The 16137-nt window shown below is 69.0% G+C and carries 14 protein-coding genes; 4 read left to right on the top strand and 10 right to left on the bottom strand.

Features of this window, described 5'->3' with window-relative positions; all coding sequences use genetic code 11:
- Window positions 1-384 precede the first annotated feature (384 nt).
- The 6 genes from IE302_RS23735 to IE302_RS23710 form a co-directional block, all read right to left on the bottom strand.
- Window positions 385-1593: a DNA polymerase III subunit delta' gene (locus IE302_RS23735; protein WP_191256669.1), complete on the bottom strand. Its 1209-nt coding sequence runs from the start codon at window positions 1591-1593 to the stop codon at window positions 385-387.
- Window positions 1590-3644: a bifunctional MFS transporter/dTMP kinase gene (locus IE302_RS23730; RefSeq protein ID WP_191256668.1), complete on the bottom strand. Its 2055-nt coding sequence runs from the start codon at window positions 3642-3644 to the stop codon at window positions 1590-1592. The genes IE302_RS23735 and IE302_RS23730 overlap by 4 nt, the downstream gene beginning before the upstream one ends.
- A gap of 145 nt (window positions 3645-3789) precedes the next feature.
- A complete protein-coding gene (locus tag IE302_RS23725; protein ID WP_229907912.1) occupies window positions 3790-4404 on the bottom strand; it encodes a hypothetical protein in 615 nt (204 codons plus the stop codon).
- A gap of 13 nt (window positions 4405-4417) precedes the next feature.
- The gene (locus tag IE302_RS23720) at window positions 4418-5641 is read right to left on the bottom strand and encodes a hypothetical protein (RefSeq protein WP_191256667.1); all 1224 of its coding nucleotides are present in this window, start codon (window positions 5639-5641) and stop codon (window positions 4418-4420) included.
- A gap of 21 nt (window positions 5642-5662) precedes the next feature.
- Window positions 5663-6436, bottom strand: coding sequence for an ESX secretion-associated protein EspG (locus IE302_RS23715; protein WP_191256666.1), 774 nt, complete (start codon window positions 6434-6436; stop codon window positions 5663-5665).
- Window positions 6429-7220, bottom strand: a complete 792-nt coding sequence (locus IE302_RS23710) for an ESX secretion-associated protein EspG (RefSeq protein ID WP_191256665.1) — start codon at window positions 7218-7220, stop codon at window positions 6429-6431. Before IE302_RS23710 ends, IE302_RS23715 begins: the two co-directional genes overlap by 8 nt.
- 152 nt (window positions 7221-7372) lie before the next feature.
- Here IE302_RS23710 and IE302_RS23705 point away from each other — a divergent pair, with 152 nt between their 5' ends.
- The 3 genes from IE302_RS23705 to IE302_RS23695 are packed head-to-tail and all read left to right on the top strand — an operon-like array spanning window position 7373 to window position 10073.
- Entirely contained in the window at window positions 7373-7915 is a 543-nt protein-coding gene (locus IE302_RS23705) for a TetR/AcrR family transcriptional regulator (protein ID WP_191256664.1), read from the top strand.
- A complete protein-coding gene (locus IE302_RS23700) occupies window positions 7912-8547 on the top strand; it encodes a VC0807 family protein (RefSeq protein ID WP_191256663.1) in 636 nt (211 codons plus the stop codon). The genes IE302_RS23705 and IE302_RS23700 overlap by 4 nt, the downstream gene beginning before the upstream one ends.
- An 11-nt stretch (window positions 8548-8558) precedes the next feature.
- Window positions 8559-10073 carry a carboxylesterase/lipase family protein gene (locus tag IE302_RS23695; protein ID WP_191256662.1) on the top strand — a complete coding sequence of 505 codons (1515 nt, stop codon included), beginning with the start codon at window positions 8559-8561 and terminating at the stop codon, window positions 10071-10073.
- Window positions 10074-10140: 67 nt separating this feature from the next.
- On the opposite strand, the gene topA is transcribed toward IE302_RS23695, so the two are convergent.
- Window positions 10141-13038, bottom strand: coding sequence for a type I DNA topoisomerase (gene topA, locus IE302_RS23690; RefSeq protein ID WP_191256661.1), 2898 nt, complete (start codon window positions 13036-13038; stop codon window positions 10141-10143).
- 268 nt (window positions 13039-13306) lie between these two features.
- Between topA and IE302_RS23685 the strand changes: the two genes are divergently transcribed.
- On the top strand, window positions 13307-14119 hold the full coding sequence (locus IE302_RS23685) for a S1 family peptidase (RefSeq protein WP_191256660.1): 813 nt from the start codon (window positions 13307-13309) through the stop codon (window positions 14117-14119).
- 72 nt (window positions 14120-14191) lie between these two features.
- Here the strand turns inward: IE302_RS23685 and IE302_RS23680 are convergent, their stop codons facing one another.
- The 3 genes from IE302_RS23680 to IE302_RS23670 form a co-directional block, all read right to left on the bottom strand.
- Complete coding sequence (locus tag IE302_RS23680) at window positions 14192-14803, bottom strand: hypothetical protein (protein ID WP_191256659.1); 612 nt, start codon at window positions 14801-14803, stop codon at window positions 14192-14194.
- A gap of 34 nt (window positions 14804-14837) precedes the next feature.
- The gene (locus IE302_RS23675; protein WP_191256658.1) at window positions 14838-15422 is read right to left on the bottom strand and encodes a hypothetical protein; all 585 of its coding nucleotides are present in this window, start codon (window positions 15420-15422) and stop codon (window positions 14838-14840) included.
- Between the two features lie 104 nt (window positions 15423-15526).
- Entirely contained in the window at window positions 15527-16078 is a 552-nt protein-coding gene (locus tag IE302_RS23670; protein WP_229907911.1) for a hypothetical protein, read from the bottom strand.
- Between the last annotated feature and the right edge of the window lie 59 nt (window positions 16079-16137).

Here is a 16137-nt window from a genome sequence, read left to right as displayed (position 1 = left end):
AGGGTGATGAACGGTCCTTTCACGCCTGGCCCCTGTGTGGGAGGCCCGTTCGTACCTTGATCGCCTGGCTTATGGGGACCTTCGCCGCTTCGCGGTGGAGGTCCCCTTCGCTTTCCTGGGTCACTGGGGGCTGAAGGGGCCTTACCCCTCGTGCGACGCGGTGAAGGGACCCTTCGCTGCGTCGCATGAGGCGAAGGGCCCCTGCAGCACACCCGAATCCGCTTCACTTACCCACAGCACTTGTCCACAACCACCCCCACCTGTGGACAACTCCCCCGACCAGCACTTTTCCACCCCCAACCCCGGTAAACTGGACTCGGGGTCGCCCCCCTGGGACGGGCGGGGGGCTGGGGTAGGGCGGTTTAGGGGGCTGGTGGGGGTGGGTCAGCCTTGGCGGAGGGTGGTGACCATGGCTTCGACGGCGATCCTCGGCTTCACGTTCAGGTCGATGGCCTCGCGGCATTCCAGGACGGCTTCCAGACGCCGCAGGATCGAGTCCGGCGCCCAGGCGGAGGCGGCCTGTGAGATTTCCGAGGCGTGATCCGGGTGGTTCAGCGTCGCGCCCGCGCCGCTCTTGGTCACCAGCACGTCCCGGTAGAACGCGGCCAGATCCACCAGCGCGAGATCGAGCGTGTCCCGCTGCGTCCGGGTCGCGCGTGACTTCTGGCGCTTCTCAAGCTGCTTCACGGCGGCTTCGGCGGCCCGTTTCGCCCCGGCGACGCCCTTACCGGTGCCGTCACCGCCCATCGCGGTGCGGAGTTCGGACCGCTCGGCCTCGTCGCGGACCTTGCTTTCCTCGCCCGCGTCCGCCTCGGCCGCGCTGATCAGCTGATCGGCACAGGTGAACACATCGGACGGACGTCGCAGGCCCAGCGGGATCCGCAGCACCGTCGCCCGCCGCTGCCGAGCCGCCTCATCGGTGGCGAGCCGCCGCGCGCGGCCGACATGTCCACTGGAGACCGACGCGGCCCACTGCGCGCGCTCGGGATCGATGCCGTCCCGTTCCACGAGCACCTGCGCGATCGCCTCGGCGGGCGGCGTCCGCAACGTGACCAGACGGCACCGCGAGCGGATCGTCACCGAGACGTCGTCCGGGTGATCGGAAGGCGCGCACAACAGGAACACCGTGCGGTCCGGCGGCTCCTCGACGGCCTTCAGCAGCGCGTTCGACGCGCCTTCGGTCAGCCTGTCGGCGTCCTCGATGATCACCACCTGCCACCGCCCGGTGGTCGGGCGGCGCGCGGCGGCCTGGACCAGCGAACGCATTTCGGCGACGGAGATCGAAAGGCCTTCCGGCGCGACGAGCTTGACGTCGGCGTGCGTGCCGGCGACCACGGTCCGACAGCCGGGACATTCCCCGCAGCCGGTCCCGGTGCTGCACTGCAACGCCGCCGCGAAGACCCGCGCCGCTGTCGAGCGCCCCGACCCGGGCGGGCCGGTGACCAGCCAGGCGTGGGTCATCGCCCCGGGCGCGACAGGCTGGTTCTCGATGATCCGCGCGGCCGCCGCCGACGCCGAAGAAAGCGTGCGCGCGGCGGGCTCCTGGCCGACGAGCTGCTTCCAGACACCGATCAGCACAGGGGCTTCCGTCATCTCGCTTCGACCTTCTCCTCCGCCGGCGCGAGCCCGGCGAGCCTGCCGACGAGCACCGCTCGGACCGCGGTCCGCACCCGGTCGCTCACTTCTTCTTCGGTGCCTTCCGCGTCGACCACCACGTACCGCTCAGGGTCGGCGGCGGCCATCTCCGTCAGCAGATGCTGCACCCGCCACTGCGCGTCCAGCGACTCCGACTTCCGCATCACCGTGCCGGGATCGGCGTCGAGCAGCACGGTGATGTCGGGCCGCAACCTGCCGGTCGCCCAGTCCGCGAGCCCTTCGAGTTCCTGGCTGTCCAGCCCCGCGACCGCGGACAGGTGAGCCAGCGGCGAGTCCACGAACCGCTCCATCACCACGACGGAACCGGCGTCGAGCGCGGGCTGGATGTCCCGCTCGACGATGTCCGCCCGCACCGCGGCGGCGGCCAGCGCCTGCGCCCGCGCACCGGACAGCGAAGCGCCGGAGACGAGCTTCGCGAGCCGCTGATCGTCCAGCGCCGGGTCCGCCGCGAGGACGATCGGGCGCGTACCCCCGCGCAGCCATTCGGCCAGCCGCTCGGCCTGCTTCTCGGTGTTGATCGCCCGCGTGCCTTCGAGCGCGATCAGCAGCCCGTTCACCCGGCGCGGGCTGCGGCGCAGGGCGTTGCGGAGGTCGGCGAGGATCGGCTCCGCCCGCCGGTCGTCCATCTGCCGGTACGCGAAGATGCCGGAGAGCAGCGCGAGAATGCCGCCGCCGATCATCACCGGCCGCGTGCCGTCGATCGTGATCGTGCCGCCCCACAGCTCGACCTCGGTCGTCTGGACCGCGCTGATCAGCACCGGCACCAGCACCGTCGAGCCGAACAGCACGATCTTCATCAGCGACTGGTAGATCGCGTTGATCCGGCCGCGGATGGAGTCCTCGATCCGCGAACCGATGATCGTGACACCGGTCAGGAACGCCGTCCCCGCCCAGACACCGACCGCGGCGACCGCGACCAGCGAAACGGCGAGGTGCGGCGACAGCGCGACGACGACGAGACACAGGCCCGCCGCGACGATCGAGAGGCCGAACAGCCGGTCGTGCGCGAGCCGCCGCGCGAGCTTCGGGGCCACCGCCATCCCGGTGGCGAGCCCGAGGAAGACGGCGAGCACGAGCAGGTTGAACGCCGCGTCACCGGCGAGCAGGCTGGACGAGTACGGCTTGGCCGAACCGATCACCGCGCCACCGGCGGCGAAAGCGCCGAACGCGCCGATCATCAGCCCGCGCACCAGCGGCGTCGTCCGCACGAAGCGGGCGCCGTCGGCGATCATCTGCCGGAAGCCGAACTTCTCTTCGTCCGCGGCCTTGACCTTGGGTTTCTCCACCGCGTGGACATTGCGCAGCGAGAGCTCGGGGATCCGGGTGGCGATCACGATCGCGCTGGTCAGGTACAGCAGGCCGGTGATGACGACGGCGACCTTCGCGATGCCGAGCTGGGCGTCGCCCTGGAAGAAGTGGAACGTGGTGTTGCTGCCGGTGAGCACGGCGTTCGCCCCGGCCGCGGTGATCACCGCGAGGCCGTAGGTCATCACCATGCCGAGCTGGTTGGCCGTCTCGACCTGGTCCGGACGGCGCAGCAGGTTCGGCACCGCCGCGTCCTTCGACGGGATCCACATCATCGAGCAGCAGCCGACCAGGAAGTTGCCGACGAACACCCACCACGGGGTGCCGACGAACGCGATCGACAGCAGGAACCCGCACCGGCCGAGGTCGCAGAGCACCATCACCTTGCGCCGGTCGAACCGGTCGGCGAGCAGCCCGCCGAGCGGGGCGAACAGCAGCCCCGGCAGCAGCGAGGTCAGCACGACACCGACGAACGCGAAGTTCTGCGCGGCGTAGTTGTCGGTCAGTTTGGTGACCAGGCCGGTCAGCGTCAGCAGGTTCAGCCAGTCCGCGACGCTGCACAGGTAGGAGACACCCCAGATCCGGCGGAACGGCTTGATCGCCAGCACCCGCCGCACGCGGTGCATGGTGGAAGCGTCACGACCCGCCGAACCATCCGTGCCCGCTTCGGGCACCGACTGCACGCCCTCGCTGATACGCCCACCCCACTAGTCACGCGGCTGCCGGGAGCGACCCGGGTCAACACCGAGTCCCCCGACCGTATGGCCAGGGTATCCCGATGGGTGAGGTGAGGGCGGACGGCCCCGTCCGGCGCTACCGCCGGACGGGTTACCCGAAGATCCCCGCGATGCTACTGAACAGGCTGGCCAGCAGCTGGATGGCGAGGACCGCGAAGACGATCATGAGGGCGATCGCGATCATCACCCCGGCGGTGTTCGACGACGGTTTGCCGATCCGCGGCATCTGCATAGATCGCTTGGCGCGCTGCACTTCGGCCTCGGCCTCTTCGTCGACCTCGACCGGCTCTTCCTGCTTCACCCGGCGGGGCTGACGGATCAGCTGAGACGGCCTCGACGGCCAGGTGCGCTGCTGGGGCAGGATCCCGATCGGCGCAACGCCTTGCTCACCCACCGTGCTGACGACCTTGGCGGGCGGCTGGCCCGCGGTCTGCTCGGGGCCCGGGCTTTCGGCGGGCTGATCGTCCGCGAGCATGGCCGCGTTGACCATCTTGCTCACCACTTCGGGGTCGTGCTGGACCGGTCCCGGCACCTGTACGCGGACCTCGTCCGCGCCCGCCGACGGGTTCGCCGGGGCCGGCGTGCCCGTCGTGACCAGCCCGGACAGGGGGTCGGCGAATGTGGCGCCCGGAGGCTCTGCCTGAGTGCCATCACCTTTCACGAAGTCGGGGGCATCGAAGAAGGGAGTTTCGCCCTTCCCGCTCATGGTGACCACCTCACTACGGAATGTCTTCTGCTTCAAGGGTAACCACCTCGGCCCGCCGCACATCCGCCCAATGGGCCAGATAAATGTCACGCGCCGCGAGGCTGATCTTCACATCTTCCAGCAAGGGCTCGAAGAAAGAACGCCGGTAACGAACATCTGTCGCCGTTGACGCGGCGAAGTACAAACCGGAGAAAACGGCAAGGAAAAGGGAGACGTTGACGAGTGCGGAACTCACCGGAAGGGGGACGCCCAGCAGTGTCCCGGGCGCCGATTGCCTGCCGGCGAATTCCGTCACCACCTCCGGCCGGAGGATCAGCACCCCGAACACGATGAAGAAGGCGAACACCAGCACGCCGAACGCGACGATCTGCACCGCCTGAGCGAAGAACAGCACCAAGGCGATGTTCAGCCGTTCCGTCTTCGCCAGTGCGCGCCGCCGCTGTACGGGACCGGTGTCGTCGTCGAACGGCGTGCCGCGCAGGACAGTCGCTCCCGGCTCCACGGTCCAGGACTTCAGCTCCTTCATCTCGTCGGACAGCATCGACGCCAGGAACACCGCGCCGATCAGCACGAGGAAGCCGACCACCAGCCACAAGCGTCCCGGGGCGAGCCCTTCGACGGCCTGCCACAGCTCGGCGGTGAAGAAGCTGAACATCACCACCAGCAGAAGCAGCGGCAACGCCCTCGACGCCAGGGTGCCGATGGCCCTGACCTGCGCGACCGCGCTGCGGGCCGCCCAGGTCAGGATCGAGCCGACGCCGATCCGCACCAGCAGCATCAGCACCGCCAGCGCGACGAGGTTGGTGAGCACGGCGACCCACAACGGGTTGTCCCACGACACCAGCCCGGTGAGCCGCTCGCCGAGCGGCAGCACCAGCACCCAGAAACCGATCGTCGCCGCCATGACGGCCAGCCGGACCCGGGTGCGGCTCAACGCCCGGAGCAGCTTCGCCATCAGGCGGCCGGCGATCACCGGGACCACGATCACGGCGAACGTCAACGCCAGCACCCCGAGGACGTACGCCAGACCGCTTTCGCGCATCCGGGCGTCGAGCACGTCCTGGGGGACGTCGAGCAGTTTCAGCAGCCCGGCCAGCAACAGGTCGAGCAGGCACAGGAACACCAGGCCGGGCGTGGAACGGCGCAACATGCCCGCTCCACGTCTCCGCCGGTGGATGACCATGGGCAACCCGCGCCGCCGGAACCACGCGTCGGCCGCCCGCCGATCCAGATCCATTCCGCCCCCTCGTCCCAGCGGCTACGTCCGGCTCAGATCCACCGCCTCGTGCAGCCAGCCCGCCAATGCCCGGCGGTCCATTCCACCGAACATCAGCCACCCTTCGGAAGGGGCCGCGTACAACACGAACCTCCCCAAATCGTTGTCGACGATGACGAAGCCGTAGTCCGGGTACTCGGCGTTCAGCCCGCCGAAGGCGACCAGGTCGAGGATCGCCGTCCCGGTGCGGGGACGGCCGAGCGTGTCCGCGACCAGGCCGACCTCTTCGTCCTGACCGGGCAGCGGCACGCCGTGCCCGTCGATCCTGATGCGCATCGGCTCCGTCTCACCGGCGGGGACGTGCGGGAGCCCGCCGAACACGCGGGCGCCCAGTTCCTCGAAGTCGCTCAGGCTGAACGTGGTCCGCCGCCCCGACCGCATCCGCCAGACGACCGCCTGCTGCCCGTCGCCGTAGCAGTCGACCCGCACCGAGCGGGGCGCGGACGCGAAGACGCCGGTGAGGACGCCTCGCACCGAACCCCGCAGCATCACGCCGTGCATCCGGACCGCGGCGGGATGGATCTCGCCGTCCTCCATCAGCCCGGCCTCTTCGAGCATCGCCGCCTTGGCCGCGTACCGCTCGGCCTGGGTGACGAGATCCGCCGGCTCGTCGTAGGACGGGCACAGGCGGCGGATCTCGTCGTCGGTGATCTCCGGGTCGTAGCCCAGGTACACGCTCCGGCGCTCGGGCACCGCGCGCAGCACCGGCTCGGCGGCGCGCCTCATCAGTTCCTTCACCGTGGTCGGTTCACGCATGGTTCTGCACCGCCTTCACGATCCATTGCTCGGCCATCGACCGGGTGGCCGGGCCCCAGGTGAGCGTCCAGCGGCCGTCGGCGTTCGTCGCCGCGCTGAACTGGTACCGGCCGAGGTCGTTGTCCACCAGGCCGAAGGCGCCGTGCGGGTACTCGGCGAGGATGGAGTCCCGCACGGCGAGATCGACGAGGACCGTGCCGTGACGCGGCCGCGAAGCGCCCTCACGGATCACTTCGACGGCCTCCCGGGCCTTCAGTGGGATCAAGCCGTCCGCGTCCGTCTCGATGCGCACCGTCTCGCCGGGCCCCGGCGGATGGTCGGGCAGGCCGTCGAACACCCAGCCCGGCAGCGCGCTGAGGAAACCGGACCGCAGCCGCGCTCGTTTGCCGAGCTTGTTCAGCACCGTGGTGTAGTCCTCGTCGCCGAAGAACCGGACCTCCCAGGGCTCTTGGCGTGCCGGGAAGACCCCGGTCACCACGCCGCGGATGAACCCGCCGCGCAGCGCGCGATACAGCCCGACGGCCTCGGGCGTGACCTCGCCGCCGGGGGCCAGCCCGATGGTCGCCATCCCGCTCACGAACCGGGTGTACTGCTCCACCTCCTCGGCCAGGGTGAGCCCCGGAGTCGGCTCCTCGTCGGCCAGCACCGGCGGCACGTCGAGTTCCGGGTCGTAGAACTCCATCACCGAGGGACGCTCCGGAACCTCGGCGGCCAGCGGGGCGATGACCTCGTCGATGACGTCGAAGACAGCGGTCGTTGAAATGCTCACCTGACCATTGAACACCCTGGTACCGACAATTTTTAGAACTTTTGTTCGAACGGGCGAGGCGGGTCGGTGAGCGGTCGTCGGTCGACAGATTTGCTTGACTGAGCTATTTTTCGCTCATGCAAGCAAAAGCGAAGACGTTAACCGAGAGTGCGCGACGCGCACAGATCGTGGCCGCGGCCATCGAGACGATCGCGAGCCTCGGCTACGCCAAAGCGTCGTTCGCCCAGATCGCGAAGGAGGCGAAGTTGTCGAGCACAGGGCTGATCTCGTACCACTTCGCGAACAAGGAGGAACTGGTCCGCACGGTCCTCGAAGACGTCTTCCGCGAGATCGGCGCGTTCATGGCGGAGCGGATGAGCGAACCGTCTTCCGCGGGCGCGGCGCTGCGGACCTACATCGAGGCGAACCTCGAGTTCGCCGCCGCGCAACCGACCCGGATGCGGGCCCTGCTGAACATCTTCCTCGGCGGCGCGCTCGACTTCGACGCGTCGACCGAGCGGGCGGCGCTCGAACCGGTGGAACGCATCCTGCGCTGGGGCCAGGAAAGCGGCGAGTTCCGCGAGTTCGACGTCCGGGTGATGGCGACGACCGTCCGCCGCTCGGTGGAGGGGCCGGTGTTCCTGCTCGCCGGCGAGCCGACGATGGACTTGACCGCCTACGCCGAGGAACTGGTGACCCTCTTCGACCTCGCGACCCGGCGGCCGACGTGACTCCCGCGATCCGCCAGTGGGGTGTGGTGCTCCTCGAAATCGTGGTGCCCCTCGCGGGTTACTACGTGCTGCGGGGCTTCGGCGTCGAAGCGCTGCCCGCACTCGTCCTCTGCGCGCTGCCGACCGTGGCCTTCGTGCTGTACCGGGCGATCCGGCGGCGTTCGATCGACACGTTGGCGATCTTCGTGCTGGCGATCTTCGCGGTGAGCGTCGGCGTCTCGTTCGTGACCGGCAGCCCCCGGTTCATGCTGGCGAAGGCCGGCTGGGTCACCGGGGTGATCGGCGCCGGTTTCCTGATCTCGCTGCTGTTCACCAGGCCACTCGCGTTCGGCATGGCTCGCTCCATGGTCGCGAAGAGCCGGTTCGCGGACACCCTGCGCGTCACCGAATGGAACGACCTCTGGCCGCGGCACGGGTGGTTCCGGCGCACCTGGCGGGTCGCGACCGTCCTCTGGGGAGTCGCCTTGCTCGCCGACGCCGCCGGACGGGTCCTGATGGCGTACGCCCTCCCTGTCGACGCCGTTCCCGTGCTCGGCACCGCGCTGTACGGCGTCACGTTCGTCGCCGTCCAGGTGCTTCAACACCTCTATTTCCGCCACGTCGGACTGTGGCGCCGTCTCGCAGATCACTGAAAGGACAGCTCATGCATCTCCTGCTGGCGCTCATCACCGGTCTTCTCACCCTCGTCGCGCCCGCGGATCCGCTAGTCGTGCGCACCGACGCGGGCGCCGTCCGCGGCGCGGAATCCGGGCAGACCAGAACGTTCGGCGGCATCCGGTACGCCGCACCGCCCGTCGGCGAGGATCGCTGGAAGCCGCCGCGGCCGCCGGAACCGTGGAAGGGCGTCGCCGACGCGACGAAACCCGGGAACGTCTGTCCTCAGGCCACCGGCGGCGACGAAGACTGTCTCTTCCTCAACGTCACCGCGCCGCGCGACACGGGGAACCGCAAGCTGCCCGTGATGGTCTGGCTGCACGGCGGCGGGTACACCATGGACGCTGGCAGCCACTACGGCGCGCAACGCCTGGCGGACCAAGGCGACGTCGTCGTCGTGACGGTGAACTACCGCCTCGGCGTCTTCGGCTACTTCGGACTCCCGGGACTCGCCGGATCCGGCGATTTCGGCCTGGCGGACCAGATCTCCGCGCTGCGCTGGACCCAGCGCAACGTCGCGGCGTTCGGCGGCGACCCGCGGAACGTGACCGTGGCCGGGCAGTCCGCGGGCGGGATGAGCGCCTGCGCGCTGCTCACGTCACCCGCGTCGGCCGGGCTCTTCGACAAGGCCGCGATCATGTCCGGCTCGTGCCTGCTGGACTGGCCGAACGGCGGCCTGGTGCCGGACCTGCCCGCGCAGACGCCGTACTCCTCGCTGTCCAAGACCGAAGCGGACGGCGCCGCGGCGGCCGCGAGCCACGGCTGCACGGGCCCGGGCGCGATCGGCTGCCTCCGCCGTCTTCCCGCCGCCGACCTGATGAAACACACGCAGACGTTCTCCAACCATCTGACCTACGGCACCCCGCTGCTGCCGCTCGATCCCGCGAAAGCCGTGCGGCTGGGCGCTTTTCACCGGGTGCCGGTGATTTCAGGCGGCACGCACGACGAGATGCGGTCGTTCATCGCGGGCGTCGCCCTATACAAGCCGATCACCGAGGAGCGCTACCAGGGATTCCTGCGCGCGACCTTCGGCGAGCACGCGGACGAGGTCGGCGCGAAGTATCCGTCGCGGGACTACGAATCGCCCGCCATGGCCTGGGCGACGGTCACCACCGACCGCTCCTGGGCGTGCCCGACCGCCGAGGGGAACCGGCTGCTTTCGAAGCGGACTCCCGTATACGCCTACGAGTTCGACGACAAGAACGCGCCGAACGTCAACCAGATCGAGGCACCGGGCCTGCCGCACGGCGCTGCGCACGCGCTCGACCTGGCTTATCTCTTCGAACTCCACGGCCAGGAACTGCCGCTGCTTCCGGAGCAGAAACGCCTGTCGGAACAGATGATCGCGTACTGGACCACCTTCATGCACACAGGTGATCCGAACGCGGCCGGTTCACCTCGGTGGGATTCCGGGGTCGTGCTGTCACTCGCTCCGGACGCTGTCCGGCCGGTCGGGCACGACGTCGATCACCGGTGCGGCTTCTGGGCGGGCCTGGCTTCCTGACTGCAATGAAGGGGCCTTTCATAGCAAAATTTGCTATGAAAGGCCCCTTCATTGCACTTGAGGGGAGCTACTTCGTCTTCGTGGCCGTCGAGCGCGTCGAGGGCTTCTTCGCCGCCGTAGTCTTCGCGGCCGTCGTCTTGGTCGCGGCGGTCTTCTTGGCCGCGGTCGTCTTGGTGGCCGCCGTCTTCGACGCCGCCGGCTTCCGCGCCGGAGCCTTGCGCTTGGGCGCGGGGCCCTTCGCACGCTTCTCCGCCAGGAGTTCGGCACCGCGTTCGGCGGTCAGCTCCTCGATGCTGTCCGACTTCCGCAGCGTCGCGTTGTACTCGCCATCGGTCACGTACGGACCGAAGCGGCCGTCCTTGACCACCATCGGCTTACCCGACACCGGGTCGTCGCCCAGTTCCTTGAGCGGCGGCTTCGCGGTCGCGGACCGGCCACGCTGCTTCGGCTCCGAGTAGATCTTCAGCGCCTCTTCGAGCGTGATCGAGAACAGCTGGTCCTCGGTCGTGAGCGAACGCGAGTCCGTGCCCTTCTTCAGGTACGGCCCGTAGCGCCCGTTCTGCGCGGTGATCTCGTCGCCGGATTCCGGGTCCTTGCCGACCACGCGCGGAAGCGAAAGCAGCTTCAGCGCGTCTTCGAGGTTCATCGTCTCGATCGACATCGACTTGAACAGCGAACCCGTCCGCGGCTTCGGCTGCTTCGCCTTGGCGGCCTTCTTCTGCGCGGCTGTCGCGCCTTCGGGCAACGGCTCCGGCTCGGGCAGCAGCTCGGTGACGTACGGGCCGAAGCGGCCTTCCTTCGCCACGATCTCGTGCCCGCTGACCGGGTCCTTGCCGAGCACGCGGCCTTCCTGCGGCGTCGCGAACAGCTTCTCCGCGATGGCCGGGGTCAGCTCGTCCGGCGGCAGGTCCTCGGGCAGGTTCGCCCGCTGCGACGTCCCGTCGACCTCTCGCTCGAGATACGGGCCGTAACGGCCGACGCGCACGACGACGGTGTGGCCGTCGGCGTCGCTGAACAGCGGGATCGAGTTGATCTCGCGGGCGTCGATGTCCTCGACGCCCGAGCCGACCAGCTTCTTCAGCCCGCCGAGGCGGCCGACGGAACCGTCGACGCCCATGTCGCCGCCGAAGTAGAACTTCGACAGCCACTGCGTCCGGTGCTCGTCACCGGCGGCGATGCGGTCGAGCTCGTCCTCCATGCCGGCGGTGAAGTCGTAGTCGACCAGCCGCTCGAAGTGCCGCTCCATCAGGCCGATCACGGCGAACGCGACCCAGGAGGGCACCAGCGCGGAACCCTTCTTCCACACGTAGCCGCGGTCCTGGATGGTCTTGATGATCGACGCGTACGTCGACGGGCGGCCGATGCCCAGCTCTTCGAGCTTGCTGACCAGGCTCGGCTCCGAGTAGCGCGCCGGCGGCGACGTGGTGTGCCCGTCCGGGCTCAGGTCGGTCGCGGTGAGCGCCTGGTCCTTGACCAGCTGCGGCAGCCGGCTCTGCTTGTCGTCCGCTTCGCCACCGCTCTCGGTGTCGACGGCCTCGACGTACGCCTTGAGGAACCCGGCGAAGGTGATCGTGCGGCCCGAGGAGGCGAAGGTGACCTCTTCGCCGCTGGTGGCGGTGCCGACGATGCGCACCGACATCGTGGTGCCCTTCGCGTCCGCCATCTGCGACGCGATCGTGCGCTGCCAGATCATCTCGTAAAGGCGGTACTCGTCGGTGTCCAGATCCTTCGCGACCTGGCCCGGCGTGCGGAAGACCTCGCCCGAGGGACGGATCGCCTCGTGGGCTTCCTGCGCGTTCTTCACCTTGCGGGTGTACTGGCGCGGCGACGGCGAGACGTACTCCTTGCCGTACAGCTGCGTCGCCTGGCTGCGCGCCGCCGAGATCGCCGACTCCGACAGCGTCGTGGAGTCGGTACGCATATAAGTGATGTAACCGTTCTCGTACAGCTTCTGCGCGATCCGCATGGTGCGCTCGGAGGTGAACCGCAGCTTGCGGCCCGCCTCCTGCTGCAGGGTCGAGGTCATGAAGGGCGCGTACGGCTTGCGCGTGTACGGCTTCTCTTCGACGCTCGCGACCTTGAAGTCACGGTTCTTCAGCGCCTCGGCCAGCCGGACCGCGTCGGCCTCGGCCAGCACGCGGATCTCGTTGTTCGAGGCCTTGAGCCGCCCGTCCGAACCGAAGTCACGGCCGGTGGCCAGGCGGGCGCCGTCGACAGCGATCATCCTGGCCGGGAAGTTACGCGGCGAGGCCTCGGCGCCCGCGTCCATCGTCGCCGAGATGTCCCAGTACGACGCCGAGGTGAAGCGCATGCGCTCGCGCTCCCGCTCGACCACGATCCGGGTCGCCACGGACTGCACGCGGCCCGCCGAGAGCTTCGGCATGACCTTCTTCCACAGCACGGGCGAGACCTCGTAGCCGTAGAGCCGGTCCAGGATGCGGCGGGTCTCCTGCGCGTCGACCAGGTCGCCGTCGAGCTCACGGGTGCTGTCGGCCGCGGCGCGGATCGCCTGCTCGGTGACCTCGTGGAAGACCATCCGGCGCACCGGGACCTTCGGTTTGAGGGTCTCCAGCAGATGCCACGCGATGGCCTCGCCCTCGCGGTCGGGGTCCGTGGCGAGGTAGAGCTCGTCGACGTCCTTCAGCAGGCCCTTCAGCTCGGTGACCTTGGACTTCTTGTCCGGTGTGACGACGTAAAGCGCCTTGAAGTCGTTGTCGACGTCGACACCCAGCCGCGCCCAAGACTCACCCTTGTACTGGGCGGGTACGTCGGCCGCGCCGCGGGGAAGGTCGCGGATGTGTCCGACGGAGGACTCCACGACGTAGTTACCGCCGAGGTACGGGGCGATCTTGCGGGCCTTGGTCGGCGACTCGACGATCACCAGCCGACGACGGCCGGCGCCGTCGTCCGACGCCGCGGTCTTCTTCGTCCGTGCTCCTGCCACGCTGTCCTGCTCTCCGCTCATCTTCGGCGCCTTCGCGCCGCCTCTCGACCCGTCAGTGTGCACGCTCGCACCGCCCGGACCCCGGCTAGGTGGCGCAACACGCCGCCGATCGTGTGTCCAGCGCATCGCCGCTGACCTCGTCGATGTTTCCTTTCAACACCTAGCACGTGATGTCGGACACGTCCGCCTGGGGTACCGCGTGACGGGGTGAACACCCTCCGTTCGACGGTGGTGGCTCCCTTCTGCCAACGCTTCACTTGATGTCCACGCCGACCCGAAAGGACTCCACGTGACCCGACGACTCCTCGGCACGCTGTTCGCCATGCTGACCGCATCCGCCCTGGTCGGCGCCACCCCGGCGGAGGCGGCGACGACCACCTTCGCCGGCACCGTGGCGTTGTCGAACTGCTCCGGATCGGTGGTCAAGCCGCCCGAGGCGAGCCTCGACGACCCCGCCCTCGTCCTGTCCAACGGGCATTGCCTGCAAGAAGGCTTCCCGGACCCGGGAGAAGTAATCGTCAATCAGCCTTCGTCACGGACCTTCAGCCTGCTGTCCAAGGACGGCCGTTCGTCGCTGGGCACGCTCAAGGCGAAGAAGCTGCTCTACGCGACGATGACCGACACGGACGTCTCGCTGTACCAGCTCAACACGAGCTACTCCAAGATCCAGTCGACCTACGGTATCGCCCCCTTGACGCTCTCGCCGACCCGTCCGTCGGCGGGTGTCGCGATGGACGTGGTGTCCGGGTACTGGAAGAAGATCTACTCCTGCAACATCGACGGCTTCGTCCACGAGCTGCGCGAGGCGAACTGGGTCTGGAAGGACTCGATCCGGTACACCCCGGCGTGCAAGACGATCGGCGGGACCTCGGGGTCGCCGATCATCGAGACCTCGACCGGCAAGGTCGTCGGCGTCAACAACACCGGCAACGAAAGCGGCCAGCGGTGCACGATGAACAACCCGTGCGAGGTCGACGCCGCCGGGAAGGTGACCGTGCGGAAGGGCATCAACTACGGGGAACAGACCTATCAGCTGACCTCCTGCCTCTCCCACAGTGAGCTGAACCTCGCGAACCCGGACTGCAAGGCGCCGAAGCCCTGACCCTCGTGCGATGAAAGGCCCCTTCATGGCGAAATTTGCAATGAAGGGGCCTTTCATCGCACTTGCGTGAGATCAGACGGCGCGCACCACCGGCACCAGACTCGGCCAAGCCGGCTCCGCACCGGCGGGCGCGTCCCCGATCAGCTCCAGGACGTGCGCGAGCCGCCGCCGTCCGGTGACCCGGAGCAGCGCGTCCTCACCCTTCTGGACCTTCGCCGGCACGCCCAGCCGGGCCAGTGCCGTGATCAGCGGTTCATGCGTCTCCGGCACCTCCGGATCGAGCGCGAGCAGGTAGCCGTTGCCCAGCGGGCTGCCCGCCGCCAGCGCCCACATCCTCAGCATCGCCCCGTCGAGCCGGAACCCGTCCGGCAGGACCTTGTCTTCACCTCGGGCCCAGCGCTGCTCCAGCGGCAGCAGATCGACCCGGAACGGCGTCCGCACGAGCGGCCGCCCGCATTCGGCGGCCGAGACCTGCGCCTGGACACCGCGCCGACGGCATTCCCTGGCGAGGGCACCCGCCCGCCAAGGCTCGTCGACCACGGCGGACAGCCGCGCGGCCGTCCGCCCGAAGCCCGTCATCCGCCCGGGCCCGCACAGCACCCCGGCGAGGTCGGCGAGCCCCGGCCCGCTCGCCTCCGCCGAGAAGAGCGAGATCGTCCCGTCCACCCGGACACAATAGAACACAAGTTCGAGTCATGGCCAGTGACGGCACGATGACTCAGCGCGGTTGCTTGACCAAATCCTGGCAGATCGGGATCCGGCTGCTCGCCGAAGCGAGCTGAGGCACGTCGTTAAGGCCCCTGAGAAGGTCGAGGCGGTCGAGTTCGTCGAGGGAGGTCCTCGCGTCGCGAAGCGCCGTTTTCGTCGCCTCGGGGTCGGCTGAGGACTCGAGACGGCGGCGGACGTCGTCGGCGCGGGCCCGGATGCCGTCGAGCTGGGCGACGGCGGCCGTCCGCGAGGCGTCCCCGCCGTCGACCGGGGCCGGGCCGAGGCTCGCTAGCGCGGCGGAGGTGCGCTTCAGCCCTTCGGAGACCGAAGCCATCAGGTCATTGGAGGTCCGCGACGCCTGCTGCGGCGTGCTCGGGTCGACGCTGGGCAACGCCGCCAGCGTCCGCACGAGGCCGCCGGCCGCGTCGCAGTACCCCTCCGCCCAGGCGGAGGTCGGGTCGGCCTCCGACGCGCTGACCGTCGCGAGACCTTCTTGTCTGGCGTGGGAAGTCACCGCGGGCTGCTGCCCGCACCCGGCGAGGCCGAGCCCGATACCTGTTGCTAGCGCGGCAAGGACGGTGAACCGCGGCCGCACGAAAACACCTCCCGCAACTCCACGACTTCCCAGCTGGCCCCCGACGGTACCGATACCGGGAGGCAATGCAAATCGCCGGGCGATCACCGTGGCGAAAAGAATGGTCAGGAGGGCAGCTTCTTGCAGTTCGGGGCCTGCTCGGCCAACGCCTTCAGCGAAGCGTTCGTTTCCAGCTGCTGGAACGGGTCGGGCATGTCGTTGATGTCGGACCCGATCCGCCGGAAACTGACCGCCGCTTCCGCCGCGGCCGTCTTGTCGTCCTTCGGCGCGGCGTCCAGTTTCGTCTTCGCGGCGACGACCTGGTCCCGGATCGGCGTCAACGCGTCGACGATGCTTTTGCGCGCGTTTTCGGCTTCCGCGCTCGGCGCCTGCCCGAGTCCTTTCAGGCCGGTGACGGCGTTGTCGAAACCGGGCGCGAACACCCCGAAGGCCTCGTCCATCGCCTTCCGCGCGCTGGCGACGTCACCCTGCTCGACGTCGGGCATCTTGAAGTCGCCGATCTTGGCGAAGTCGATCAGCGAACCGCAGAACCCGTCCATCCATGAGCCTCCGGCCGCGGGAGCCGGAGACGAAGAAGGGGCGACGGCCACCGGCTCGGCGCCGGCACAACCCGCCAGCAGGAACGCGGCGGCGAACAGGATGATCGGACGCCTCATGGCGGGACTCCCCGGATCAGGATCGGTGTGACGCGCAGAGATTAGCCTCCGCACGGCAC

It is taken from the genome of Amycolatopsis oliviviridis (assembly GCF_014654365.1).
GTDB lineage: Bacteria > Actinomycetota > Actinomycetes > Mycobacteriales > Pseudonocardiaceae > Amycolatopsis > Amycolatopsis oliviviridis.
The sequence above is the reverse complement of the archived record's forward strand: the minus strand, read 5'-3'. Positions and strand labels throughout refer to the sequence as shown.

Coding starts and splice junctions, on each gene's coding strand:
- IE302_RS23735 (WP_191256669.1), bottom strand. CDS start 1,593: ATGACGGAAGCCCCTGTGCTGATCGGTGTCTGGAAGCAGCTCGTCGGC.
- IE302_RS23725 (WP_229907912.1), bottom strand. CDS start 4,404: ATGAGCGGGAAGGGCGAAACTCCCTTCTTCGATGCCCCCGACTTCGTG.
- IE302_RS23720 (WP_191256667.1), bottom strand. CDS start 5,641: ATGGATCTGGATCGGCGGGCGGCCGACGCGTGGTTCCGGCGGCGCGGG.
- IE302_RS23715 (WP_191256666.1), bottom strand. CDS start 6,436: ATGCGTGAACCGACCACGGTGAAGGAACTGATGAGGCGCGCCGCCGAG.
- IE302_RS23695 (WP_191256662.1), top strand. CDS start 8,559: ATGCATCTCCTGCTGGCGCTCATCACCGGTCTTCTCACCCTCGTCGCG.
- topA (WP_191256661.1), bottom strand. CDS start 13,038: ATGAGCGGAGAGCAGGACAGCGTGGCAGGAGCACGGACGAAGAAGACC.
- IE302_RS23670 (WP_229907911.1), bottom strand. CDS start 16,078: ATGAGGCGTCCGATCATCCTGTTCGCCGCCGCGTTCCTGCTGGCGGGT.